Below are 22,628 nucleotides of genomic sequence, written 5' to 3' on the forward strand. Positions count from 1 at the left end.
GACCACAAGGCGTGACCACTGCGCCGGGGGAGGGCTCCGACGCGCCTCGTCGGCGGAAGACCAGGTCTTCCGCCGACGGGGGCAGTGCGCTCAGGTGAGCAGCCGGCGCCGGGCCAACAGCACCAGGAAGGTGCCGCCCAGCAGGACGGCGGCGGCCCCCGCAGCCAGCCATCCGGTCTCGTCGCCGGTGTAGGGCAGGGCCTCGACGGCCGGGGCCTGGGTCGCTCCCAGCACCTCGGCGCCCGCGGTGGGCGCCACCGGGGTGGTGGATCCGGGAAGGGTGGTGGTCCCGAGGACGCTGCTCGTGGTCGTCGGCTCCACCGTCGTGGTCGTCGGCTCCACCGTCGTGGTGGTCGGCTCCACCGTCGTGGTCGTCGGCTCCACCGTCGTGGTCGTCGGCTCCACCGTCGTGGTGGTGGCGAAGGTGCCGTAGCAGGCGACGATGTTGCTGATCTGCTTGCCGTTCGCGGTGGTCAGGCCAGTGCCGCCGGTCGCCCCGGTGGCGGGGTCGTAGAGGTAGATCTGCGAGGCCCCCGTCCCGCTCTTGACGAACACGATGTTCATCGGCTGGGTGGACGACCAGTCGAAGCTCGGCGGCTCGGCGTTGTCCATGGCGGATACGGTGAACGGGCCGACCGTCGTGTCGCGAGGTGGGTCGACCTTCACCTGGGTCCAGTCGGGGACCTCGGCGAGGTAGCCCTCGGCGACGAGGATGGCCCCGAGGCTGGCGCACGTCTGGGCGCTGGTGTCCTCGACGGGAACGACGATCGGGTAGCCGACCTGGGCGCCGGCCGACGTCGTCAGGGCGACGCCACCGAACACGATGAGGGCCATGGCGGCGAAGATCGCCACCGAGCGGGCGGCGAGGCCGCCTCGATGGAGGGTGATCGTGCGGGTCATGACCGCCTCCTCTCCCCTCCGACCGGTGGCCGGAGGTCCGATGGAAAGGGGCCGGTTTCGCCAGTGGCTCCCCACCCGGCCGCACGGCGGCCAAGGGATTTCCGGGTGGATCATCGCCTCCCCGGCGACCACTCTCTGTGGTCTCCACTTGAAACATCGTCCGAAGGGGTGCGCCAGGATACGGGCGGCGGCCACTGACCGTAGCGACATGTGGCACACCAGCCGGGCAGCCGGCGAGGGCGGCGGCGGTCGGCCATGCTGGCCCCATGGCCGACTTCATCCCCACCCGCATCGAGATCCCCGGACCCGACGGCACCGTGCCGGCGCTGACCGTCGAACCATCGGGAGAGGTTCGCGGAGGTGTGGTGGTGATCCAGGAGGCGTTCGGACTGACCGGGCACATCGCCCAGGTGGCGGCGGACCTGGCCGAGGCCGGCTACCGGGCGGTGGCCCCGGCGCTGTTCCACCGGTCGGGGTCGCCGGTCTTCGGCTACGACGACCTGGCCGAGCTCGGTCCCGTGATCGGCGCGATGACCGGCGACGGCATCGCCGCCGACGTCGACGCCGCCATCAGCGAGCTCGCACGGGGCGGGGTCGAGCCGGGTCGCACCGCGATCATCGGCTTCTGCATGGGCGGCTCCGTCGCCTTCGCCACCGCCGCCCGGCGACCGCTCGGCGCCGCCGTCACCTACTACGGCGGGGGCATCGCCGAAGGTCGCTTCGGCCTGCCCTCCCTGCTCGAGATGGCCCCCGACCTCGAGACCCCGTGGCTCGGGCTCTACGGCGATCTCGATGCGCACATCCCGGTCGCCGAGGTCGAGCAGCTCCGCCACGCGGCGCAGGGCGCGGATGTGCCCACCGAGGTGGTGCGCTACCCCGACGCCGACCACGGCTTCCACTGCCGGGACCGCAGCTCGTTCCACCCGGCGTCGTCCGCCGACGCCTGGCGGCGCACCCTCGATCTCCTGACCCGACAGCTCGGCTGAGGCGGCGCCTCCGCACCGCGCCCAGCTCGATCCTCGGGGACCGACGCCGTCTATCGTCGGCGGGGAGAGGGACCGGGGGCGGTCGCGCCGCGACCACCCACAGGGGGAGGATCCGTTGGACGATCACCGTAGGCGTCGACTCCCGAGCCCGGCGCGCCATCGAGGGCCTGTCCTGGTGGTCACCCTGTGCCTGGCCGCGCTGGCCCTCGGCGCCTGTTCCGGCGACGACGAGGGCACCAGCGGCACCACTGCCGGCGAGGAGACCTCCGAGCCGACCACGACCCTGGTGGCCCCTGCCGACGTCAGCGTCGCCGGCCCCATCACCGGAGGGGCGCGCAGGGTGCCGTACAACCCGATGCCGCTCGGGCTCGCCGACGAGTACGGCTACACCGAGGAGGAGTACTTCGTCAGCGGTGACGCCGCCTCCTACGTCCCGGCGGGCGAACTGGCCCCCGACGGGCAGTGGACCGTCACGGAGGGAGAGTCCGCCCCCTACGAGACCCGCATCCTGGTGCGGCGCCCGATCGACCCCGAGGACTTCAACGGCACCGTCGTCGTCGAGTGGCTCAACGTGAGCGCCGGGCGCGACTCCGATCCCGTCTTCGGCTACCTCCACCCCTACCTCCTGCGCGAGGGGTATGCGTATGTGGGCGTCTCGGCCCAGGCCACGGGCATCGAGGGGGGCGGCGCGCGCCTCGAGGTCCCCGGCGTCCCGCCCGACGCGCTGGCGCCCCTCAGGGAGTGGGACCCGGAGCGCTACGGGTCGCTCACCCATCCGGGCGACGCCTGGTCGTACGGCATCTACACCGACGTGGCCGAGATGGTCCGGGCCCCTGGCGAACCGAACCCCCTCGAGGGGCTCGCCGTCGACCACGTGCTGGCCGTGGGCGAGTCGCAGTCCGCCGCCCGCCTGGCCTCCTACGTCAACGCCGTCCAGCCGGTCGAGGACGCCTTCGACGGGATCTTCGTGCACAGCCGGGGAGCCGGCGGGGCGGACCTGGGCGAGGACCCGGCCGCGGCCGCCCCGTCGCCCCTGCGGCTGCGCACGGACCTCGATGTGCCGGTCATGCAGTTCGAGGCTGAGACCGACCTGATGTTCCTGCGCTTCCGGGAGGCCCGCCAACCCGACGCCGAGCAGCTGTTGACCTGGGAGGTGGCCGGCACCGCTCACGCGGATGCCGACACGCTCGTCTACGGCACCGAGTCCGGACAGGCCTGGAACAGCGGTGGCGGCCTCGATTCCGAGGCGCTGTGCGGCACGATCAACGACGGTCCCCACGGGGCCGTGCTCCGGGCCGCCATGCACGCGTTCCGGGCCTGGGTCGTCGACGGCACCCGGCCGCCGTCGTCACCCCGGATCGAGATCGCCGACGACCAGATCGTGCGCGACGACCTGGGCAACGCGCGCGGCGGCATCCGCACGCCGGCCGTCGACGTGCCCGTGTCGGCCCTGAGCGGCGAAGGGAACCCGTCGAGCGTGTTCTGCAGCCTCTTCGGCCAGAGCGCCCCCTTCAGCGACGAGCAGCTGCGCTCGCTCTACGGCGACCATGCCACCTACGTGGAGCGGTTCACCGCGGCGGCCGACGAGGCGCTCGAGGCGGGCTTCCTCCTCGAACCCGAGCGCGACGAGATGGTGGCCGAAGCCGAAGCCCGCGACGTCGCCCGCTGAAGGAGCCCTCGATGGGCGCGTCGACCCGGGTCCCGGCTCCGTGCACCTGCTAGACAGGAAAGCAACGGTTCAACCGGGGGGCTGGCGTGACCGTCCGCACCGCGCACCGTCGGGTCGCAGTCTCGCCGGGGTTCGTCGGTCGGCAAAGGGGATGGGGCGATGTCGAGGTCGAATCGGCAGGCACGCAGACGGTGGGGACTCGTGGCCTCGGCCGTCCTCGTGGCCCCGATCGTGCTGGCGGGGTGCGGTAGCGACGACGGCGGCCCGCCTCTGCTGACCTGGTACACGAACCCCGACAACGGGGGCCAGGCCACGTTGGCGGCGGAGTGCACCGAGTCGTCCGGTGGCGCCTATCGCATCCAGACCCAGGTCCTGCCCAACGATGCCGACTCCCAGCGAGAGCAGCTCGTGCGCCGTCTGGCCGCCGGCGACTCCTCGGTGGACCTCATGAGCCTCGATCCGCCCTTCGTCGCCGAGTTCGCCAACGCCGGCTACCTCCTCCCCGTCACCGACCCGGCCGACGTCGACGAGCTCACCGAGGGGGTGCTCGAGGGGCCTCTGCTCACCGCCTACTGGGACGACGAGCTGGTGGCCACCCCGTTCTGGGCCAACACCCAGCTGCTCTGGTACCGCCAGTCGGTGGCCGACGCCGCCGGCGTCGACCCCACCGCCGAGGGCTTCACGTGGGCCGAGATGATCGACGCCGCCGAGGCCGAGGGCAAGCGCATCGGGGTGCAGGGCAACCGCTACGAGGGCTACATGGTCTGGGTCAACGCCCTCATCAGCTCGGCCGGGGGCCAGATCATCGAGGACGCGGAGCTCGGCGCCGAGGCCACCCCGACGGTGGCCTCGCCGGCGGGCGACGCCGCGGCCGAGGTGGTGGGGGGCCTGGCCCGCTCGTCGGCGGCGCCCTCGGACCTCACCACCGCCGGCGAGGAGGAAGCCCGGTCCCTCTTCCAGAGCGACGACGGCTCCTTCATGGTGAACTGGCCCTACGTCTACCAAGCGGCGCGCGAGGGCGTGGAGGGTGGTGCGGTCGACCAGGACGTCTTCGACGACATCGCCTGGGCCCGCTACCCGCGCGTCGACGCCGACGAGGCCAGCCGGCCACCGCTGGGCGGCATCAACCTGGCCATCGGCGACTTCACCGACCACCCCGACCTGGCCCTCGACGCGGTGAAGTGCATCACGTCGGTGGAGAACAACGCTCAGTACATGGTCGAGGCCGGCAACCCCGCGGCTCGCTCCGGCGCCTACGACGATCCCGAGGTGCGCGAGGCCTTCCCCATGGCCGACCTGATCCGCGAGTCGATCAACGACGCCGGTCCCCGCCCGATCACCCCCTACTACGGCGACGTGTCCACCTCGGTGCAACGCACCTGGCATCCGGCCTCGTCGGTGCAGGCCCCGGGCACGCCCGAGGACACCGACAGCTACATGTCCGAAGTCCTCGCCGGGGAGCGCCTGCTGTGAGCGCGCCTCACCGCGACGACGCCGTCTCGGCGAGCACGCTGCCCCCGGAACCCCTGCGGAGGTCCCTGCCATGACGGTCACCGAGACCCCGGCCGGCCCCGACGAGCCGGCCACCGAGCCCGACGGCAAGGCGCCGGTCTCGGACCGGCTGCGCCACGAGCGCAAGCTGGGCTTCCGCCTGTCGGCACCGGCGTTCATCGTGATGATCCTGGTGACGGCGTATCCCCTCGGCTACGCGTTGGTCCTGTCGCTGTACAGCTACCGGCTCACCGACCCCGACGGCCGCGAGTTCATCGGCCTGCAGAACTACATGACCGTGCTCACCGACCCCATCTGGTGGAGCTCGGTGAGCACCACCGCCATCATCACCGTGGTCAGCGTGGCCATCGAGCTGGTGCTCGGCTTCGCCTTCGCATGGGTCATGTACCGCATCATCAAGGGCCGCTCGTTCGTCCGCACCGCCATCCTGGTGCCCTACGGCATCATCACCGTGGTCTCGGCGTTCATCTGGCGCTACGCCTTCCAGCTCGACTCCGGCTTCGTGAACTCCTGGTTCGGCCTGGGCGACTTCAACTGGTTCGGCGAACGCTGGTCGTCGTTGTTCGTGATCACGTTCTCCGAGATCTGGAAGACCACCCCGTTCATCTCGCTGCTGCTGCTCGCCGGGCTGGTGCAGGTGCCCGAGGAGCTGCAGGAAGCCGCCAAGGTCGACGGCGCCACCCCCTGGCAGCGCCTCTGGAAGGTGGTGCTGCCCAACATGAAGGCGGCGATCATGGTGGCGGTGCTGTTCCGCACGCTCGACGCGTGGCGGATCTTCGACAACCCGTTCATCATGACCGCCGGGGCCAACGACACCGAGACGCTGTCGTTCCTCGCCTACCGCCAGAACGTGACACTGGTGAACCTCGGAGCGGGCTCGGCCGTCTCGGTGCTGCTCTTCCTCACCGTGGTGCTGATCGCCTTCATCTTCATCAAGGGGTTCAAGACCGACCTGTCGCAGGTGAGGGGGGACGACTGATGGGCACCAAGGCCAGCAACTGGTGGACCTTCTGGGGCGTGTTGATCCTCGCCTGGGCCGCCTTCCCCCTCGTCTGGATGGCGTCGCTGGCCTTCAAGAGCCCGGCCACCTTCCGCGACGGCGACTCCGGGTTCTTCCCGAGCGAGTGGACGTGGGAGAACTTCCAGACCGTCTTCGAGGACGAGCTGTTCACCTCGGCGCTGCGCAACTCCGCCGGCATCGCCGTGATCGCCACCCTGCTGTCGGTGATCGTGGCCATGTTCGCGGCCTATGCCATCGCCCGCCTCGAGTTCCGCGGCAAGAAGCTGCTGCTGTCGATGGCGCTCGGCATCGCCATGTTCCCGCAGGCCGCCCTCGTCGGCCCGCTGTTCAACATGTGGCGAGGGCTGGGCATCTACGACACCTGGATCGGGCTGATCATCCCCTACCTCACGTTCGCTCTCCCCCTGTCCATCTGGACGATGTCGGCGTTCTTCCGCCAGATCCCCTGGGAGATGGAACAGGCCGCCCAGGTCGACGGGGCCACTGCGTGGCAGGCGTTCCGCAAGGTCATCGTCCCGCTGGCCGCCCCCGGCGTGTTCACCACCGGCATCCTCACCTTCTTCTTCTGCTGGAACGAGTTCCTCCTGGCCGCGTCGCTCACGTCGACGGACCGGGCCCGCACCGTGCCGGCCGCCCTCTCGTTCTTCACCGGGGCCTCGCAGTTCCAGTCCCCCGTCACCGCGGTGATGGCCGCGTCCGTCGTCGTCACCATCCCGGTCGTCGTTCTCGTGCTGCTGTTCCAGCGGCGCATCGTGGCCGGTCTCACCGCCGGCGCCGTCAAGGGCTGACAAAGGAGCGCACCCATGGCCGAGATCACCATGCGGAACATCGTCAAGCGGTACGGCGACGGCTTCCTCGCGGTCGACGACATCTCCCTCGACATCGCCGACGGGGAGTTCATGATCCTCGTCGGCCCGTCGGGCTGCGGGAAGTCCACCCTGCTGCGCATGATCGTGGGGCTGGAGGACATCACGTCGGGCGACATGATCATCGGCGGCAAGCGGGTGAACGACCTCGCCCCCCGTGACCGCAACCTGGCCATGGTCTTCCAGAACTACGCGCTCTATCCGCACCTCAGCGTGTACGAGAACATCGCCTTCCCGCTCCGGCTGCGCAAGACCATGTCCGATGACGAGATCCGGGCCAAGGTCGAGACCGCGGCGGACACCCTCGAGCTGCGAGAGCACCTCGACCGCAAGCCGGGCAACCTCTCCGGCGGCCAGCGCCAGCGGGTGGCCATGGGTCGGGCCATCGTGCGCGACGCCGACGCCTTCCTGTTCGACGAGCCCTTGTCCAACCTCGACGCCAAGCTCCGGGGGCAGATGCGCACCGAGATCCTGCGCATGCAGCGACGGATGGGCATCACCACCGTCTACGTCACCCACGACCAGACCGAGGCCATGACCCTCGGCGACCGGGTGGCCCTGCTCCGCAGGGGCGAGGTGCAACAGGTCGCGTCGCCGCGCGAGCTCTACGAGCACCCGGTGAACATGTTCGTCGCCGGTTTCATCGGCTCGCCCCCCATGAACTTCGTGCCCGCCCGCATCGAGGGCGGGCGCATGCACCTGCCGTTCACCGCGTTCGAGCTGCCGGCCGAGCTGCGCGAGGCGGTGGGTGGCCGCGAGTGGGTGATGGTGGGCGTCCGCCCGGAGCGCTTCGAGGACACGGCCCTCATCGAGGCCACCAAGCTCGACGCCGGAGTCGTGTTCGAGACCACGGTCGACGTGTCCGAGTGGTTGGGCAACGAGCAGTACGCCTACATCCCCTACGACGCGCCGGACGTGACGATCGAGGGGCTGGCCGAGCTCGAGGAGGACCTGGGCGGGGAGGCCATGCGCAGCCAGCTGGTCGTGGCCCTCGACCCGGCCAGCCGCATGGACGACGGCGCCCGGGCCAAGCTCTGGTTCGACCCTCGGCGCCTGCACATCTTCGACGTGGTGACCGGCGAGAACCTGGTGCTGGGGGTCGGCGCCTCGGCCTGACCCGCCGCCGACCCGCGCACGGGGTCGGCGAGGCGTCGGCGATCGGCCGGGAGGTGGCTGCGTGGCGACACTCGATCTGCGGCTCCGGGAACCGTCGCCGGAGCTGTTGTCGCTGCCCTGGCGGGAACCCCTCGCCGACTGGGACGTCACGGCCGTCGCCTTCCGCGACATCCCGGTGGGCCCCAGCCGCCACCTGGTGCGCTTCGTCGAGGCCGACGGCCGTCTGTGGGCCCTGAAGGACCTCCCCCGACGGGTCGCCCTGCACGAGTACGAGGCGTTGCGGGTGATCGAGGCCCGGGAGCTGGCCGCGGTGAGGGCGGCCGGGGTCGCCCTGCAGCCGAGCGAGGAGGGCGCCGTCCTCGTCACCCGCTACCTCGAACGCTCCTGGCAGTACCGACGGCTGTTGACCCGCCTGCCGTGGACGATGACCGCCCACCGGGCTCGCCTGTTCGCCGCCATGACCGCCCTGCTCGTCGATCTGCACCGCAACGGCATCTACTGGGGCGACTGCTCGCTGGCCAACACCTTGTTCATGCGCGACGGCCAGGCCATCCAGGCCTGGATGGTCGATGCCGAGACCGCCGAGTTCCACCCCTCGCTCACCGACGGGCAGCGACGCCTCGACCTCGACATCATGATCGAGAACGTCGCCGGCGGCCTGCTCGACGTCACGGCCCGACGCGGTGAGCCGTCCGAGGCCGCGGCCCAGGTGATCGAGGAGGCCAACGGGCTGGCCGAGCGTTACGGGCAGCTCTGGGGCCTCCTGCACGACGAGCCGGTCGTGGCCCTGGGCGATGCCGACGGCATCGGGTCTCGGCTGCGGCGGCTCAACGACGCCGGGTTCGCGGTCGACGAGCTCCGGCTGGAGTCGGCGGAGGGGGACGAGAGCGACCGCGAGACGGTGCGGGTGACGGCCAAGGTGGCCGCCCGACGGTTCCACTCGGAGCGGCTGCAGGCCCTCACCGGGCTGCTGGTGGGCGAGGGCCAGGCCACCATCTTGTTGAACGACCTCGACGACCACCGACGGCGCATGCAGGACGACCTCGGCCATCCGGTGCCCGAGCCCACCGCCGCCCGCAGCTGGCTCCTGCACGTGCTCACCCCCGGTGTCGAGTCGGCCCATGCCGCGGTCGGTCACCGAGGTGACCCCACCCAGGCCTACTGCGACCTGCTCGAGGTCCGGTGGCTGCTGAGCGAACGCGAGGGCCACGACGTGGGGGACGAGCCCGCCCTGCGGGCCCTCGCCGAGCGCACCACGCCCGGTGGCGCCGCCGCCAACCTGGCCTTCGTGGACGCCCCCACCAGCGAGGTGCCGGCGCTCACCCCCGAGATGCTCGGCACCTCCGGCTCACCCGACGACGAGACCGCCCAGGAGATGGGCTGAACCCGCTCAGGGGAGCAGGTCGAGCGGTCCGGGGTCGTTGGGGTCGAGGCCCCGGTCGGGTCCGTCCGGGTCGCGGCGGCCGTCCGTGTCGTCCGGCCGGCCCGGATCGTCCGGCCCGTCGGAGAGGGCGGCGGCGGCCAGGGCGGTGGTGACCGGGACGGCCAGAACCAGGCCGATGCTGCCCACCAGGGTGCGCACGATCTCGATCGCCACCAGCTCGCTGGTGAGCGCCCGGTCCCAGGGCCGTGCCCCCTGCATGAACACCAACAGCAGCGGCAACGAGGCGCCGGCGTAGGCCAGCACGAGCGTGTTGACGACCGAGGCGATGTGGTCACGGCCGACCGTGACCGCGGCCCGGTACAGCTCGAGCCGGGAGAGGCCGGGGTTCACCCGGCGCAGCTCGACCACGGTGGCCACCTGGGTGACGGTCACGTCGTCGAGCACGCCGAGCGCGCCGATGACGATGCCGGCCACCAGCAGGGCCCGCAGGTCCACCAGCCCGGCGGTGACCCGCAGGGTCTGGGCGTCGTCGCCGAAGAGGCCCGTGAATCCGGCTGCCCCCACGAAGACCTGGGCCAGCAGGGCGGTGACCACGAGGCTCACGAGCGTGCCGACGAGAGCGACGGTGGTGGAGGGCCGGAACCCGTGGGCCAGGTAGAGCACGAGGAAGGCGATGACGAAGGTGGCGGCCAGGGCCACGGGCAGCGCCGGGTTCCCCCGCAGCAGCGAGGGCAGGAGGAAGACCACGATGACGGCCAGCCCCACGAAGATCCCCGCCAGGGCGCGCAGGCCCTTCCACCGGCCCAGGGCCACGACGACCACGACGAAGAGGATGGTCAGCAACAGCAGCGGCATGGTGCGCTGCTGGTCGACGTAGCTGTACTGGAACTCGGGCGGGGCCATGGGGTTGCGGGCCAGCACCACGTCGTCGCCGACCTCCAGCTGGGGCTTGGAGAAGTCGCTGGCCTGGATGCGGAACTCGGCGCTGGTCCCGCTGGTCTCGCCGGAGGTGACGTCGACCGTCACGATCTGGCAGTCCTCGGTGGCCCCGGCCACCTCGATGCTCACGCAGTCCTCGGTGGCCACGTCGGTGACGGTGGCGTCGACGTACTGCAGGGTCACGCCGCCCGGGTTCAGCTCGGGAGCCTCACCTCTCGGCCACCACACGGCCACGCCGACCAGGCCCACCATCAGCACGGCGACCACGGCGACGGTGAGGCCTCGGCGCAGGCGCGCCTCGTCGGGGCCGTCGTGGAGGTGACCGTGCGCCCCGGACATGGGCCCCGAGTCTGGCGCGTCGGTCGCCCGTCGCCGGGTCGGTTGCCCCGGGAACGATCGGCGCGGCTCACCAGGCGCAGCTGCGGGAACCAGCGCGGTCCGCGTAGCGTCGAACCACCATGCGACGGCCTCTGTTGATCACCCTCGCCCTCATGAGCTTGCTGGCGGCCACCGCCTGCGGCGACGGCAGCAGCAACAACAACAGCGGCAGCAGCAGCGCCGCCGATCCCGCTCCCGGTGCGCCCGCCGACGAGGTGATCGGCAGCACCTACCTGGGCGAGTCGATCGAGGTCGACGGAGCACCGGTCGCCGTGCCGGGCGGCGGCACGTTCGAGATCACCTTCGCCGGACCCGACGGACCCGCCGCCGGCACGGTGCGCGCCCACGCGGTCTGCAACCACTTCGGCGGCCACTACACGCTCGACGGCGACCAGCTCGCCGTGGAGGGTTGGGGCACGACGGAGATGGCCTGCGAACCACCCGCGGAGGAGTTCGACAGCCTGGTGAAGGAGCTGTTGACCGACGCCCGCCTCAGCCTCGACGGCGACACCCTCACCGTCGAGGCCGACAGTGAGGGCCGGACGCTGCGGGCGGTCCTCACCGACGCCGAGGTGCTCGACCCGTCGGCGCCGGTGGAGGGCACGACGTGGCTGCTCGAGGGCATCCTCGACGACGAGATGGCCACCGCTGTCCCCATCGACACCGGCCCGGTGACGATGACGCTCGAGGGCGGCTTCCTCAGCGTCGACACCGGCTGCAACGGCGTCGGCGGCGACTACGTGCTCGAGGACGACACCCTCACGGTGACCGTGGGCCCCTCCACCGAGATGTGGTGCGGCGGGGCGGTCGACGAACTCGAGGGCCGACTGCGAGAGCTGTTCTCCCAGCCGCTCGAGGTGCGCACCGAGCGTCGCCGCGACGCCGGCACGCTCCTCAGCCTGCTCGACGCCACCGGGCAGGGCGCCCTGTTCGGCGCCGAGCACACCGCCGAGGGGTGACGGCCGAGCCGTCACCCCTGCCGCGGGCGGCGCGGTCGGTGGGCCGGGTCAGATGTCGGCCGGGACCTGGGTGAGCGAGGGGTAGCCGGCGCGCACGGCGGCGATGTCGTCGGCGGGGTCCGGGGTCAGGTCGCACAGCGAGACGAAGACGCTCTCGCCCTCGGGCAGCTCGGGCACGACCTCGGCGCGGGGCACCTCCTGGAGGGGGCCCATCTCCTCGGGCGGACAGGTGGGGATGTTCACGCTGGTGACCGTGTCGGTCTGGAACTCGCCGCCGATGAGCGCCTCGCAGTTCTCCTCGATCCAGTCGGCGGCGAAGTCGGCGCCCCAGCCGAACTGGGCGTCGTCGAGCTCGAGCCCGGCGCTCATGGCCAGGGCCGGCACGTCGCGGCGGATGGCGGTGCGGCCCACGCCCACGGTGCCCGACAACGAGGCCAGCGGCCCGAAGTTGTGGCCGGGGTTGATGCCCGAGACGACGAGGTCCGGCTCGAGGCCGAGGTCGTCGAGGGCGACGAGGACGGCGTCGGCCGGGAAGCCGTCGACGGCGTAGCCCTCGTTGCCCCCGGGGGTGGTGGCCTCTTCGTAGGTCGCCCCGCCCTCCGTGGTCCGATCCGAGCTGCCGCTCTTCTCGTCGGCGGGGGCGACGACGGTGAGCTCGAAGTCCTCGTTCTGCGAGAGGCGGTCGATCATCACGTCGATGGCCGGGTTGACCATGCCGTCGTCGTTGACCAGCAGGATCTGCAGCGGACCGGTCTCGGCGGTGACGCACCCGGTGTCGGCGGCGACCGTGGTCGAGGTGGTCTCGGCCGCCTCGGTGGTGTCGGGGCTGGCGCTGTCGCCGTCGTCGCTGCTGCACGCACCGAAGGACAGGGCCGCCAGCAACGCGACGGGGACGGGGGCGAACACTCGGGTGGCGCGACGCACGAAGGACCTCCATGGGGAACGGACGCCGGAGAGTCTCAGGGGCGCAGTCCTCGGCGTCCAACGCCCTTCGGGGCCGGTCCGATGCCCAGCGGGCATCGGACGCGTCCTAGGCTCCGGGCTCGTGAACCTCCAGCAGCTGCGCTACGTGGTGGCCACGGCCGAGCTCGGCACCATGACCAGCGCCGCCGCCGCCTGCCACGTGGGCCAACCGGCCCTGACCCGGGCGGTGCGGGCCCTCGAACGCGAGCTGGGCCTCACCATGTTCGTGCGGCGGGGCCGCAGCGTGGAGCTCACCGCGGAGGGCGAGGAGGTCGTGGCCATCGCCCGCAGGGTGCTCGGAGAGGTGGACGCCCTCGAGCGGCTGAGCCGTCGCGGAGGGCGGGGGCAGGGGCTCAAGCTGGCCGCCACCCCCACGATCCAGGCCGACCTGGGTTCGGGCCTCATCCGTGACTACTGGCGCGACCACCCCGAGCACCCGGTGCGCTTCGTGCACTGCGAGAGCCGCCTGGCGGTGGCCGAGGCGGTGCGCAGCGGTCGAGCCGACGTGGGCGTCGCCGACCTGCCGATCCCCGACGACGGCCTCGAAACGGTGCCGTTCGAGTGGCGCGACGTGGTGCTGCTGGGCCCGCCCGGCACCGGGCTCCCCGACCCGTTCCCCGTCGCCCGGCTGGCCGAGGTCCGCCTCATCACCACCAGTCGGGGCGGGCATCGACGAGCAGAGTTCGACGGGCTGTTCGCCGAGCTGGGGGTCACCCCCGACGTCGCCTTCGAGAGCGACGAGCGGGCCTCGTGGATCCCCGCCGTGCTCGCCGGCGTCGGGTGCTGCCTCTGGTACCGATCTCAAGGCGAGTCGGCCAGCCTCCAGGGGATCGAGGTCGTGGCGCTCGAGCCCGCCCTCGGGCGGGCCATCGGCGTGGTCCACCGACGCGGACCGCTCGCCACCCCGGTCGCCGCCCTGGTCGACGCCGCCCGCCGCCGCGCCGACGCCCGCTGACACAGCCCCACCGTCGGCCGACGAAAGCGACGACGACCCGACGACCGCCCGACACGGCGCCGAGGCCGGCGCCGAACCGACCGCTACCGTGATGGCGCGCCCCGGCCCGGACGGCGGTCGTCCGCGATCCACGAGCGCACCTGGATCATGGCCTCCCCCACCCCCCAGACGCTCGAACAGACCGAGCCCCGAGATCCACCGGGTCCCGTTCGCGACCGGCTCCTGGATGTCGTGCGCTCGATCGCGGTCGTCCGCGTCGTGCTCTGGCACACCTGGTCGTGGGCGTGGCTCAGCTGGATCCCGGCCATGCCCGCGATGTTCTTCGGGTCGGGCGCCCTCCTCGAGGCCTCGCTCGAGAAGCGAGGGTGGTGGGCCACGGTCCGTCGGCGGACGCGGCGCCTCTTGGTGCCCTTCTGGGTCTACGCCGCCGCGTGCTGGGCCCTGATGCTGGCGGTGGGTTGGCGACCGGACCCGGCCGACGCCGTCGGGTGGTTCGTCCCCCTCGTCGATCCCGTCGGCAGCGACGCCACCCCTGGCCTGTGGATCACGCTCTGGTACGTGCGGGCCTACCTCTGGTTCGTGCTGGCCGCCGGGGTCCTCTCCTGGCTCCTCCGCCGCATCGGTCCCGCCGTCATCGCCCTGGCCGCTGCGGGCACCTTCGCCCTGTGGCGGTGGCAGGAGTCCGGTGCCGAGGTCCCCCTCGAGCTCGGCGACGCCGTCACCTACGCCGCCTTCGTCCTGGCCGGCATGTGGTACTGGCAGGGTGGTCGCCTGTCGCGGCCGGCCAGCGCTGTGCTGGCGGGCCTCGCCGCCGTCGCCGCCCTCTGGTGGTGGCAGCGGCTGGGGCCGGTCGACGGGGTCGTCAACCGGTCGTACCCGCTCATGGTGCTGGCGGGCACCGCCGGAATCGGTCTCGTGCTGCTCTTCCGCGCCCAGCTGGCCGGGGTGTCCGGCCTGACCGGTCGGGCCGTCGACCTCATCGGACGCCGGGCGCTCACCATCTACCTGTGGCAGGGGTTCGGCCTGGTGGCGGCCGAATGGTTGGTCGAGCCCCTCGAGGTACCGGCCGCGCTCGGGGCGGTGCTGGCGATCGCTGTGGTGGCGGCGGTGATCGTCGCAGCCGTGATCATCGTCGGTCCGATCGAGGACCTCGCCGCCGGCCGGAGCCAGGTGCGGACCTGGGATCGGACGGCGGCGCTGGCCGTGCCCGGCGTCGGACTGCTGCTCGGATCGCTGCTGGTGCCGATCGACCGGTCGGCTCCCGTTGACGGTCCCCTGTCGGGTCAGGCGGTGGTGGCCCGGGCCGGACTCGTCGAGGACTCGACCGGCGGTCCCGACGGTGGCTCGCTCTGGGAGGCCGGGATGACGGTCGCCGACGTCGTGAGCACCTGGGCCGTGCACCACACGGACGTGATCGACGACGTGGGCCTCACCCGCATCGAGGGGGCCTACGCCGCACCGGGGGGCCGGACGGTCGAGTTCGCCTGGGGCGCGGACGAGCCCGTGCGGTCCAGCTCGCTCGACGAACCCGGTACCCCTCTCGTCGATGCCGACGACCCGATGGCCTGGTACTCGATCACCAAGGCCGCCACCACCACCTGGCTGCTCCGTTCCGTCGAAGCGGGCGTGGTGGCGCTCGACGAACCCATCGCCACCTGGGCGCCCGAGATCCCCAACGCCGACCGGATCACCCTCGAGCACCTGGCCCGTCACACCTCGGGCATCCCCAGCGAGCTCGACACCGACTTCTTCACCGCCGACCCGCAAGCCGACCTGGCGGCCTACACGGGACAACCGGAGCTCCTCTTCGAACCGGGCGAGGGGTTCGCCTACTCCCGCATCGGCTACCACGTGCTCGGTCTGGTGCTCGAGCGCGCCAACGCCACGACCTGGCGAACGGCCATGGAGGAGTTGGCCCGCGCCTCGGGGACCCGCCTGGAATTCGACGAAGACACCGATCCCGTCGACGGGGTCACGGACCCGGACGGCCACGGCTACCGCGGGATGCTCTGGGCCAGCGGCGGGCTCATGTCCACCGTGAGCGACGGTGCCCGGTTCTTCCAGTGGATGTTCACCGATGGCCTCAGCCGGGAGTCCCGGGAGCTGATGACGAGCTTCTCGTCCGATCCCGACTGGTGGTACTACGGGCTCGGCCTCATGCCGTTGTGCCCGTGCGAGTTCGAGGACGACAGGCTGCAGGCCAGCCGCTACGGGGTGGACGGCCCCGACGGCAGCATCGCCATCGACGGGGACACGGGCGCCACCGTGATGCTGCGCCCCGACTCCTGGTTCGACACGGCGGGCCCCGTCACCGAGCTGTACGAGCTCCAGCAGGGCATCCTCGACGCCCTCGCGGCCTCGGCGACCTGACCGTTGCCCAGCACCGCCGGGGTGCCGCCGGGTCGGCGGGCCCTGGTCGGTGCCCGACTCACCGCGGGAGGAGCCGATGCAACCGTCCACGGACGCGGCTCGTCTGGTGGCGGGACACCACCCGTAGCGTCGCTCGACGGGCCGTGAGCCGCATCCGGGCGCCCTCCACCCCTCCCGGCCCGAAGCGCCGCACCATCTCGAGGGCGGCGCGCTGGTGGTCGCCGGGCGCCTGCCGAAAGGTCGTGTGGGTGTTGGCGTCGTGGTAGCGCTTCCGGGTGCTGGTGGTCGGCACCGACACCCAACCGGAGCGCAGGCCCACCGCCAGGGTCCAGGTCATGTCGACCCCCGGGTAGTCCCCGTACGGCTCCATGCCGATCCCGGCGGCCAGCACCTCACGGCGACGGAAGAGGCCACGGAACGGCTGCCACGCCTGCTGGGCGAGCGCCAGGTCGAGCACCTCCACCCCCTCGAGGAGGCCCGACCGAATCGGCGGCGGCTGCCACGTGGTGGCCGTCGCACCGTCGGCCCTGACCCCGAGGACCCGTCCGAAGGCCAGCCACGCCGTCGGGTTCTCGGCCAGGCCGGCCCGGAGCGCGGGCACCCAGGACGCATCGAAGTCGTCGTCGTGCGGGAGCCAGGAGCAGAGATCGCCCGTGGCTCGTTCGACCAGGTCCTGGTAATGCTCGAACCAGGTCAACTCCTCGGCGCGCGCCAGGACCGTCACCCGGTCGTCGTCCGCCAGTCTGGCCGAGAGCACCTCGGCGGCGTCGTCCTCGACCGTTGCGTCCGAGATCAGCACCTCGGTCACCTCGGCGGGGAGTCGACGCACGTTGGCCTCGACGTTGTCGACCCACCGTCTCGACCGGTGAAGGGGGACCGCAACGGTGACGGTCACGACCTCACCTGCGGCGAACCAGGGCCGAGGAGGGAGGCCACCTGGTGGGCGAAGAGCGGTGCCGTGGTGAACTTGCCGGTGTCGACGGACACGTACCCATCGTGGTCGTGCACGCCGATGGCGTCGCGTCGGTGCAGCTCCGACGACGGTTGGTCGATGTCGCGCTCGCCCCACGCCACGATGACCCCAGCGGCCACCGCGTCGACACGCAGCGCGGCCAGGGCCGGCACGTGCCGGGCCAGTCCGGCCACCGTGCGCCGGGCGAGATCGACCTGGCTCCCCGCAGGGTCCTCACCGTGGATCGCCGGCAACCACGACGAGGGTGGCTCGAGGTCGTCCGACCATCCCGCGAGGCATTCCGGATACCAGGAGGCGTACACCCGGCCGTCTTGTCTTCGCACGACGTCGCCGAAGGGTCCGAGCACCAGCGTCGCGCTCGGAAGCGCGGGAACCGATGGGGGGAGCACGCCCTGCACCGCGTACTTCAGCCGGTAGGAACAGGGCCGGTCGGCCGCGATGCCCATCGACGCATCGATGGCGAGACGCCCGCCCCAGAGGCAGTTGACCACGGCATCGGCCTCCCATCGCCGCGAACCACCGTCCGTCGTGGTCCCACGGACCGCGAAGCCCGCGGGACCCGAGGTGACCTCCCGGACCTCGACGCCCCCACACACCTCGACGCCCGCGGGGGCGAGCGCACCGACGAGGTGGCCGCGCAGGACGTGAGGATCGACCGCCCGTTCCTCGGTGGCGAAGGCGGCGACGACCCGGTTGCCGAACCCCCGGGCCTCGAGGTCGGTCACGGCGAGCGTCGGCGCGAGAGCGGTCGAGCCCAGATACGTGGGTGTGCCGTCGCCCCCGGCGAGGAGATCGGCCACGCGATCGTCGACCCAGGCGTAGTGCTCGGCCAGCCGGTCGGGGGCCACCATCGTGTCCTCGAGCACGCCGTACACGAAAGGCTCGGAGCGCACCGCGGCCCACTCGACCGGCGAGGCTGACCACGAGTCGATGAGCGACGAGAAGCGAACGGCCGCCGTGGCCATGAGGTCCGCGGTGGCCCGCCCGGCGTCGTTGGCGTAGACGTGGCCGAGGTGGATCTTGCCCTCCCCGCGCAGGCTCGTCGCCGACCACGGCGCCCACGTGCGGTCGAGGATCGCCACCTGCCACCCCCGTCGAGCGAGGGCCAACGACACGCAGGTCCCCTGGATCCCACCCCCCAGCACGACGGCCCGCCGCGACGGCGAGAACATGGCGCTATCCACGGTCCTTCGCGTCGCCAGGGTGATGGACACGTGCCGCCCGACCCAGCCGGGTCTCGCGCAGCGCCCGCACCCGATCGGCCCACGCCGGCCGGTTGAGCGCGGGGATCCGGCTGCCGAGCGCCAGGCCCAGCAGCACGCCGAGCGAGACACCCACCATGGTGGCCACGGTGGTGACCATGGCGCTGATCCCCTCGATCTGGTCGTCACCGAAGATGCGGGTGATCCCCTCGAGCCCGAGGGCTCCCGGCACCAGCAGCCAGAAGCCCGGCAGGAACGACACGAGCATGGCCGGGCCGTCCTCCTGTCGGGCCGCCAGCATGGCGATGGGGGTCATGGCCACGGCCCCGAAGAACGCCGAGAGGGTGCCCCCGAAGAAGAGCCCACCGATCACCTGACCGGCGTAGGCCACGTAGAGCACCAGCAGGATCCAGCGCAGCGACTCGGTGCGGGCGCCGTAGAAGACGTACACCCCGAACCCGAACACGGCCACGCCCAGCCAGGCGGCGGCCACGCCCAGCGGGTTGGTGGGCGTCTCGCCGATGACCGAGGCGGGGAACCCGACCAGCTGGGCACCGGCGACGATCCCGAGGGCCAACAGCACGAGCTGCATCAACCCCGACGCCAGGCGACCGGCACCCGAGATCACGTGGCCGCTCGACAGCTCGAGCACGCCGGTGGTGAGCAGCCCACCGGGCAGGAAGGTGACCAGGGGGGCCACGAGCGGGGCGAACACCGACAGGTCGGACCACACCCGACCGAGCGCCAGCACGACCACCGTCACCGTGAAGGCGGCGAGCAGGGGCCAGAAGGCCTGGTAGTTGCGGATCTCGCGGCTCGTGGTGCGGGCCAGGGCGATCTGCAGGGCGCCGACGCCCACCCCCAGGACGGCGCCGAGCAGCAGGTCGGCCCAGCTGCCCCGCAGCAACAAGACGAGGCCGACCGTGAAGATGGTGGCCCCGAGCAGCCGCACCGGGGGGCTGAACCGCGGCGGCAGCGTGCGGGCCCGGGCGATGGCCGCCAGACCCTCGAGCGGGGTGACCTCGCCGCGCTCGGCCCGGCGCACCAGGCGGAACAGCTCGTCGCTCTGGTCCATGGTGAGCTTCGACGTGCCCGCCGTGCGCACCTCGGTCTGGACGTCGGTCCCGTGGGGCACGGAGAGGATGAGGGCCGTGGGCAGCACGACGGCGCCCAGGCCGAAGATGCCGTTCACCTCGGCGATGTCCTCGAGCGTCTGGGCGGTGTTGGCGCTCGACTCCCCGGCGTCGATGAGGGCCTGGCCCATCTCGAGCAGGAAGTGCAGGGCCTGCAGCTCCTCGGGGCTGCCGGGCACCGCCACCGGCGCGTCGACGACGGGCCCGCTCGCCTCGGACTCGGCTGCGGGACGCGCCTGCGGCTCCTCGGCGGTGCGCCGCGGCCGCGCCGGGGCCGGCGCCGGCGCCCGTCGCAGCGCCATCCACACCAGCACGGCCACGGCCACGAGGACCGCCCCGGCGAAGACCACGGAACCCACCGGGATCGTGGACGTCTGCACGGCTGGACGAGTGGCCGGGCGGGGTTCGAGCGTGGTGGTGGGCTCGGGCTCGGTCGTGTCGGTCGGCGTCGTGGTCGCCGTGGTCGCCGTGCTCTCCGGCGACTCGGTGGTGGAGGTGGTCTCCGACGTCGTCGAGGTCGTCGCCTCGGTCGTGGAGGTGGTGGACGTCGGGGAGGTCGTGTCCGACCTGGCCGTGGTCGTCGAGGTCGTCTCGACGACCGCGACCGGGTCCACGGCCGTCGTGGGTTCCTGGGCGGCGACCGACGTCGCCGTGCCGAGCGCGGCCACCGCGAAGAGGGCGGCGAGGAGGACCCCCCTCGTCCACGGCGATCGTCGTCCGGATCCGGTCGTCGGGAGAAGGTGCATGACCCGAGCGACCTTAGAGGGGTGCGAGGCCTCGCCGCCCTCGGGTCCCGGTCGTCCTCAGGTGAGCACGGACTCGATGCGCTCGAGGGTGGCGGCCATGTTCTTGCGGGTCTGGTCGGCCAGGCGGCGCACGAACGGCCGGCTGACCGGCGACTCCTGGCGGATGTCCCAGCTCTCGCGCACCAGGGTGCCGCCGTCGACCGGTTCGAGCTCGTAGCGCCAGATGCGCCCGGCCACGTGCTGTCCGATGCGGCCCGGACCACGCGTCTGCCAGGCGATGCGACGGTCGGGCTCGAACTCCACGACCTCCGAGACCATGGAGTACGGGATGCCCATCTTCATGGACATGCCGAACGTGGCGCCGAGGGCCAGCTGCTGCGACCCGGTCTTGGCGTCACGCACCGTTCCCGAGCCGTCGATCTCGTGGTGGCGGCTCGGGTCGGCCAGCAGGGCGAAGATGGCGCCGGCATCGGCGGGGATGACCCGCTCGACGCTCACCACGTCGTCGGATCCGGTCTGGTCGGTGTCGCTCATGGGCGCACGCTACCCACGCGCCCCGACCGCGCCTCGGTTCGAGGCATCGATGCCCGATCGGGGACGGCCCCCGATCGGACACCGTGGCCTCGGCCGTTCAGCTGCGGGTGCTGGTGCGGTAGTCGCCGAACTTGGCGTCGCGCTCGCTGAGAGCCGTCGTGAGGCCCTTCTCCTGGCTGGCGGCCACGAAGTCGGCCATGGCCTGGGTGTGGGTGCCGAGCGCGCAGAGCTCGGTCCCGGCTCGGATGCCGGACCGCAGACCCATGTGCTCCATCTGGCGGTGCACGACGCGCTTGTTGAGCTGCACCACCTCGGGCGGCAGGGCGGCGATGCGCTCGGCCATCTTGATGGCCTCGGCGTCGAGCTCGTCGGCCGGGAAGGCCCGGTTGGCCCACCCCTCGGCCACCGCCTCGATCCCCGTGACGGAGTCGCCGGTGACCATCATCTCCATGGCCCGCCGCATGCCCAGGAACCAGGGGTGGAAGTGCATGTCCGGCACCCCGAAGCGCACGGCCGGGTAGCCCATCTGGGCGTCCTCGGCGATGTAGACGAGGTCGCAGCAGGTGGCCAGCTCGCTGCCGCCGGCCAGGCAGAAGCCGTGCACCTGGGCGATGACCGGTTTGGCCAGGTCCCAGATGCCCATCCAGCCCTCGGTGACGTGCCGGGGCCACTGCCCGTCGCCCCCCGGTGTGTAGAACGGGTATTCGTGGCCCTCGTTGCCGTCGCCGAGGTCGTAGCCGGCCGAGAACGACGGGCCCGCCCCCCGCACGATCTGCACGTGCACGTCGTCGTCCTGGTCGCCGGCCTGCAGGGCCTCGAGGATCGCTCCTCGCAACGGGTGGTTGAGCGCGTTGCGCTTCTCCGGCCGGTTCATGGTGATGCGCCGCACATGAGGCGCGGGCTCGTCGACGATGACCCACTCGGTCATGGATGTCCCCCCTGGGTTGTGGAACGCGCCGCGTCGGCGCGCGTGGTCGACGCATCTTGCCAGGGCGCCGACGCACCCGGCTCCGGCGGCCCCGGAGCGGGCTACTTCGCCGCTACTTGGGGATCACGCCGCCGGCGGCGAGCCAGCGAGAGATCACGTCCTGGGCCTCGGCCGGCGAGTACACGTCCTCCTCGTAGCTCCACTTGCCGTTGCCGGCGTAGTGCAGGATCGTGTTCACGTCGAAGCCGTAGTAGCCGTCGTCGCCCTCCGGCGCCGGCAAGATGTTGGGGATGAGCGCGCTCACCCGGTTGCCGTCGACCGTGAAGTAGCTGACCGGGAACTCCATGGTGGGGAAGGGCTGCATCACGCCGTTGATCCAGTCGCGGATCTCCTGCTGGCCCTTGAAGTAGCCGTAGTGGTGCTCGCGGTACTCGGCGTCGTCGGTGAACTGGTCGGCCCACTGGTTCCAGTCGCCCGTGGCCACCGCGATCGATCCCCGCTCGCGGTACTTGGCGAACTCGGCCTCGATCTCGTCGCGGGGGAACGCCGGCTCCGGCACGGGCGGTGACCACCCGTCGATCCCCTGCAGCGAACGGTCCTGCGGGGTCGATCGGCGACCACCCGCCTTGAGCCACTCGCCGAACACCCGGCCGGCGTCCTCGGGGTTGTAGTAGTCGCCCTCGAAGCTGAACTTCCCGTCGCCGGCGTACTCGAGGAACGTGGTGTTGGGGAAGCCGAAGCGCTGGCCGGTGCCCGTCGGGTCCGGCAGGTTGTTCCAGATGTAGAAGCTGATGCGGTTGCCGTCGATGGCGTACCACTCGATCCACAGCGTCATGGACGGGTAGTCGGCCATGCAGTCGACGATCCACCGCTCGATCTCGGCCCGACCGTGGAACACCCCGAGGTTGTGCTCCTCGTAGAGCGCGTCCTCGGTGAACAGCTGGGCCCAGGCCGGCCAGTCGTGCGTCTCGACGCCACGACGCCGGAACTCGGCGAACGCCGCCTCGATCTCTTCGCGCGGATACTCGGTCATCTCGGTTCCCCCGAACTCGTACGGGCCCGTCGAGCGGACGGCATCGAGCCGCGCCCCATCG

Annotated in this window: 19 protein-coding genes; 10 read left to right on the plus strand and 9 right to left on the minus strand. The window is 71.9% G+C overall.

The window, feature by feature from the left end:
* Positions 1 to 90 precede the first annotated feature (90 nt).
* Positions 91 to 900: an LPXTG cell wall anchor domain-containing protein gene (locus tag LUW87_RS15160; RefSeq protein ID WP_232672034.1), complete on the minus strand. Its 810-nt coding sequence runs from the start codon at positions 898 to 900 to the stop codon at positions 91 to 93.
* A 266-nt stretch (positions 901 to 1,166) separates the two neighbouring features.
* Between LUW87_RS15160 and LUW87_RS15165 the strand changes: the two genes are divergently transcribed.
* From LUW87_RS15165 to LUW87_RS15195, 7 genes are all read left to right on the plus strand, one after another.
* Complete coding sequence (locus LUW87_RS15165) at positions 1,167 to 1,886, plus strand: dienelactone hydrolase family protein (RefSeq protein ID WP_232672035.1); 720 nt, start codon at positions 1,167 to 1,169, stop codon at positions 1,884 to 1,886.
* 175 nt (positions 1,887 to 2,061) lie between these two features.
* Positions 2,062 to 3,555, plus strand: coding sequence for an alpha/beta hydrolase domain-containing protein (locus LUW87_RS15170; protein ID WP_232672036.1), 1,494 nt, complete (start codon positions 2,062 to 2,064; stop codon positions 3,553 to 3,555).
* A gap of 201 nt (positions 3,556 to 3,756) precedes the next feature.
* Positions 3,757 to 5,028: an extracellular solute-binding protein gene (locus tag LUW87_RS15175; protein ID WP_232672037.1), complete on the plus strand. Its 1,272-nt coding sequence runs from the start codon at positions 3,757 to 3,759 to the stop codon at positions 5,026 to 5,028.
* A gap of 70 nt (positions 5,029 to 5,098) precedes the next feature.
* Entirely contained in the window at positions 5,099 to 6,046 is a 948-nt protein-coding gene (locus tag LUW87_RS15180) for a carbohydrate ABC transporter permease (RefSeq protein ID WP_232672038.1), read from the plus strand.
* Positions 6,046 to 6,876 (plus strand): carbohydrate ABC transporter permease, encoded by an 831-nt coding sequence (locus LUW87_RS15185; RefSeq protein ID WP_232672039.1) that lies wholly within the window; start codon positions 6,046 to 6,048, stop codon positions 6,874 to 6,876. Before LUW87_RS15180 ends, LUW87_RS15185 begins: the two co-directional genes overlap by 1 nt.
* A gap of 15 nt (positions 6,877 to 6,891) precedes the next feature.
* A complete protein-coding gene (locus tag LUW87_RS15190; protein ID WP_232672040.1) occupies positions 6,892 to 8,070 on the plus strand; it encodes an ABC transporter ATP-binding protein in 1,179 nt (392 codons plus the stop codon).
* A gap of 61 nt (positions 8,071 to 8,131) precedes the next feature.
* Entirely contained in the window at positions 8,132 to 9,454 is a 1,323-nt protein-coding gene (locus LUW87_RS15195) for a DUF4032 domain-containing protein (RefSeq protein ID WP_232672041.1), read from the plus strand.
* Between the two features lie 6 nt (positions 9,455 to 9,460).
* Here the strand turns inward: LUW87_RS15195 and LUW87_RS15200 are convergent, their stop codons facing one another.
* A complete protein-coding gene (locus tag LUW87_RS15200) occupies positions 9,461 to 10,732 on the minus strand; it encodes a YibE/F family protein (protein WP_232672042.1) in 1,272 nt (423 codons plus the stop codon).
* 119 nt (positions 10,733 to 10,851) lie between these two features.
* Between LUW87_RS15200 and LUW87_RS15205 the strand changes: the two genes are divergently transcribed.
* Positions 10,852 to 11,730 (plus strand): META domain-containing protein, encoded by an 879-nt coding sequence (locus LUW87_RS15205; protein WP_232672043.1) that lies wholly within the window; start codon positions 10,852 to 10,854, stop codon positions 11,728 to 11,730.
* A gap of 48 nt (positions 11,731 to 11,778) precedes the next feature.
* On the opposite strand, the gene LUW87_RS15210 is transcribed toward LUW87_RS15205, so the two are convergent.
* On the minus strand, positions 11,779 to 12,654 hold the full coding sequence (locus LUW87_RS15210) for a 5'/3'-nucleotidase SurE (protein WP_232672044.1): 876 nt from the start codon (positions 12,652 to 12,654) through the stop codon (positions 11,779 to 11,781).
* A gap of 121 nt (positions 12,655 to 12,775) precedes the next feature.
* On the opposite strand from LUW87_RS15210, the gene LUW87_RS15215 reads away from it, so the two are divergent.
* Positions 12,776 to 13,648: a LysR family transcriptional regulator gene (locus LUW87_RS15215; RefSeq protein WP_232672045.1), complete on the plus strand. Its 873-nt coding sequence runs from the start codon at positions 12,776 to 12,778 to the stop codon at positions 13,646 to 13,648.
* Between the two features lie 147 nt (positions 13,649 to 13,795).
* Positions 13,796 to 16,018 (plus strand): serine hydrolase, encoded by a 2,223-nt coding sequence (locus LUW87_RS15220; RefSeq protein WP_232672046.1) that lies wholly within the window; start codon positions 13,796 to 13,798, stop codon positions 16,016 to 16,018.
* A gap of 58 nt (positions 16,019 to 16,076) precedes the next feature.
* Here the strand turns inward: LUW87_RS15220 and LUW87_RS15225 are convergent, their stop codons facing one another.
* From LUW87_RS15225 to LUW87_RS15250, 6 genes are all read right to left on the minus strand, one after another.
* Positions 16,077 to 16,913 carry a glycosyltransferase gene (locus LUW87_RS15225; RefSeq protein ID WP_232672047.1) on the minus strand — a complete coding sequence of 279 codons (837 nt, stop codon included), beginning with the start codon at positions 16,911 to 16,913 and terminating at the stop codon, positions 16,077 to 16,079.
* Complete coding sequence (locus LUW87_RS15230; protein WP_232672048.1) at positions 16,910 to 18,163, minus strand: NAD(P)/FAD-dependent oxidoreductase; 1,254 nt, start codon at positions 18,161 to 18,163, stop codon at positions 16,910 to 16,912. Before LUW87_RS15230 ends, LUW87_RS15225 begins: the two co-directional genes overlap by 4 nt.
* A 4-nt stretch (positions 18,164 to 18,167) precedes the next feature.
* Complete coding sequence (locus tag LUW87_RS15235; protein WP_232672049.1) at positions 18,168 to 20,072, minus strand: threonine/serine exporter family protein; 1,905 nt, start codon at positions 20,070 to 20,072, stop codon at positions 18,168 to 18,170.
* 57 nt (positions 20,073 to 20,129) lie between these two features.
* On the minus strand, positions 20,130 to 20,606 hold the full coding sequence (locus LUW87_RS15240; protein ID WP_232672050.1) for an SRPBCC family protein: 477 nt from the start codon (positions 20,604 to 20,606) through the stop codon (positions 20,130 to 20,132).
* Between the two features lie 97 nt (positions 20,607 to 20,703).
* Positions 20,704 to 21,534, minus strand: a complete 831-nt coding sequence (locus tag LUW87_RS15245; RefSeq protein ID WP_232672051.1) for an enoyl-CoA hydratase-related protein — start codon at positions 21,532 to 21,534, stop codon at positions 20,704 to 20,706.
* Between the two features lie 112 nt (positions 21,535 to 21,646).
* On the minus strand, positions 21,647 to 22,567 hold the full coding sequence (locus LUW87_RS15250) for a nuclear transport factor 2 family protein (protein ID WP_232672052.1): 921 nt from the start codon (positions 22,565 to 22,567) through the stop codon (positions 21,647 to 21,649).
* Positions 22,568 to 22,628: the final 61 nt, after the last annotated feature.

Source organism: Rhabdothermincola salaria (genome assembly GCF_021246445.1).
GTDB classification, from domain to species: Bacteria; Actinomycetota; Acidimicrobiia; order Acidimicrobiales; family Acidimicrobilacustridaceae; genus Rhabdothermincola_A; species Rhabdothermincola_A salaria.

Bases quoted from the DNA above. Each gene is read 5' to 3' on its own strand.
- LUW87_RS15165 (WP_232672035.1), top strand. From the start codon at position 1,167: ATGGCCGACTTCATCCCCACCCGCATCGAGATCCCCGGACCCGACGGC.
- LUW87_RS15205 (WP_232672043.1), top strand. From the start codon at position 10,852: ATGCGACGGCCTCTGTTGATCACCCTCGCCCTCATGAGCTTGCTGGCG.
- LUW87_RS15240 (WP_232672050.1), bottom strand. From the start codon at position 20,606: ATGAGCGACACCGACCAGACCGGATCCGACGACGTGGTGAGCGTCGAG.
- LUW87_RS15230 (WP_232672048.1), bottom strand. From the start codon at position 18,163: ATGTTCTCGCCGTCGCGGCGGGCCGTCGTGCTGGGGGGTGGGATCCAG.
- LUW87_RS15245 (WP_232672051.1), bottom strand. From the start codon at position 21,534: ATGACCGAGTGGGTCATCGTCGACGAGCCCGCGCCTCATGTGCGGCGC.
- LUW87_RS15180 (WP_232672038.1), top strand. From the start codon at position 5,099: ATGACGGTCACCGAGACCCCGGCCGGCCCCGACGAGCCGGCCACCGAG.
- LUW87_RS15250 (WP_232672052.1), bottom strand. From the start codon at position 22,567: ATGACCGAGTATCCGCGCGAAGAGATCGAGGCGGCGTTCGCCGAGTTC.
- LUW87_RS15200 (WP_232672042.1), bottom strand. From the start codon at position 10,732: ATGTCCGGGGCGCACGGTCACCTCCACGACGGCCCCGACGAGGCGCGC.
- LUW87_RS15190 (WP_232672040.1), top strand. From the start codon at position 6,892: ATGGCCGAGATCACCATGCGGAACATCGTCAAGCGGTACGGCGACGGC.
- LUW87_RS15235 (WP_232672049.1), bottom strand. From the start codon at position 20,072: ATGCACCTTCTCCCGACGACCGGATCCGGACGACGATCGCCGTGGACG.
- LUW87_RS15220 (WP_232672046.1), top strand. From the start codon at position 13,796: ATGGCCTCCCCCACCCCCCAGACGCTCGAACAGACCGAGCCCCGAGAT.
- LUW87_RS15185 (WP_232672039.1), top strand. From the start codon at position 6,046: ATGGGCACCAAGGCCAGCAACTGGTGGACCTTCTGGGGCGTGTTGATC.
- LUW87_RS15160 (WP_232672034.1), bottom strand. From the start codon at position 900: ATGACCCGCACGATCACCCTCCATCGAGGCGGCCTCGCCGCCCGCTCG.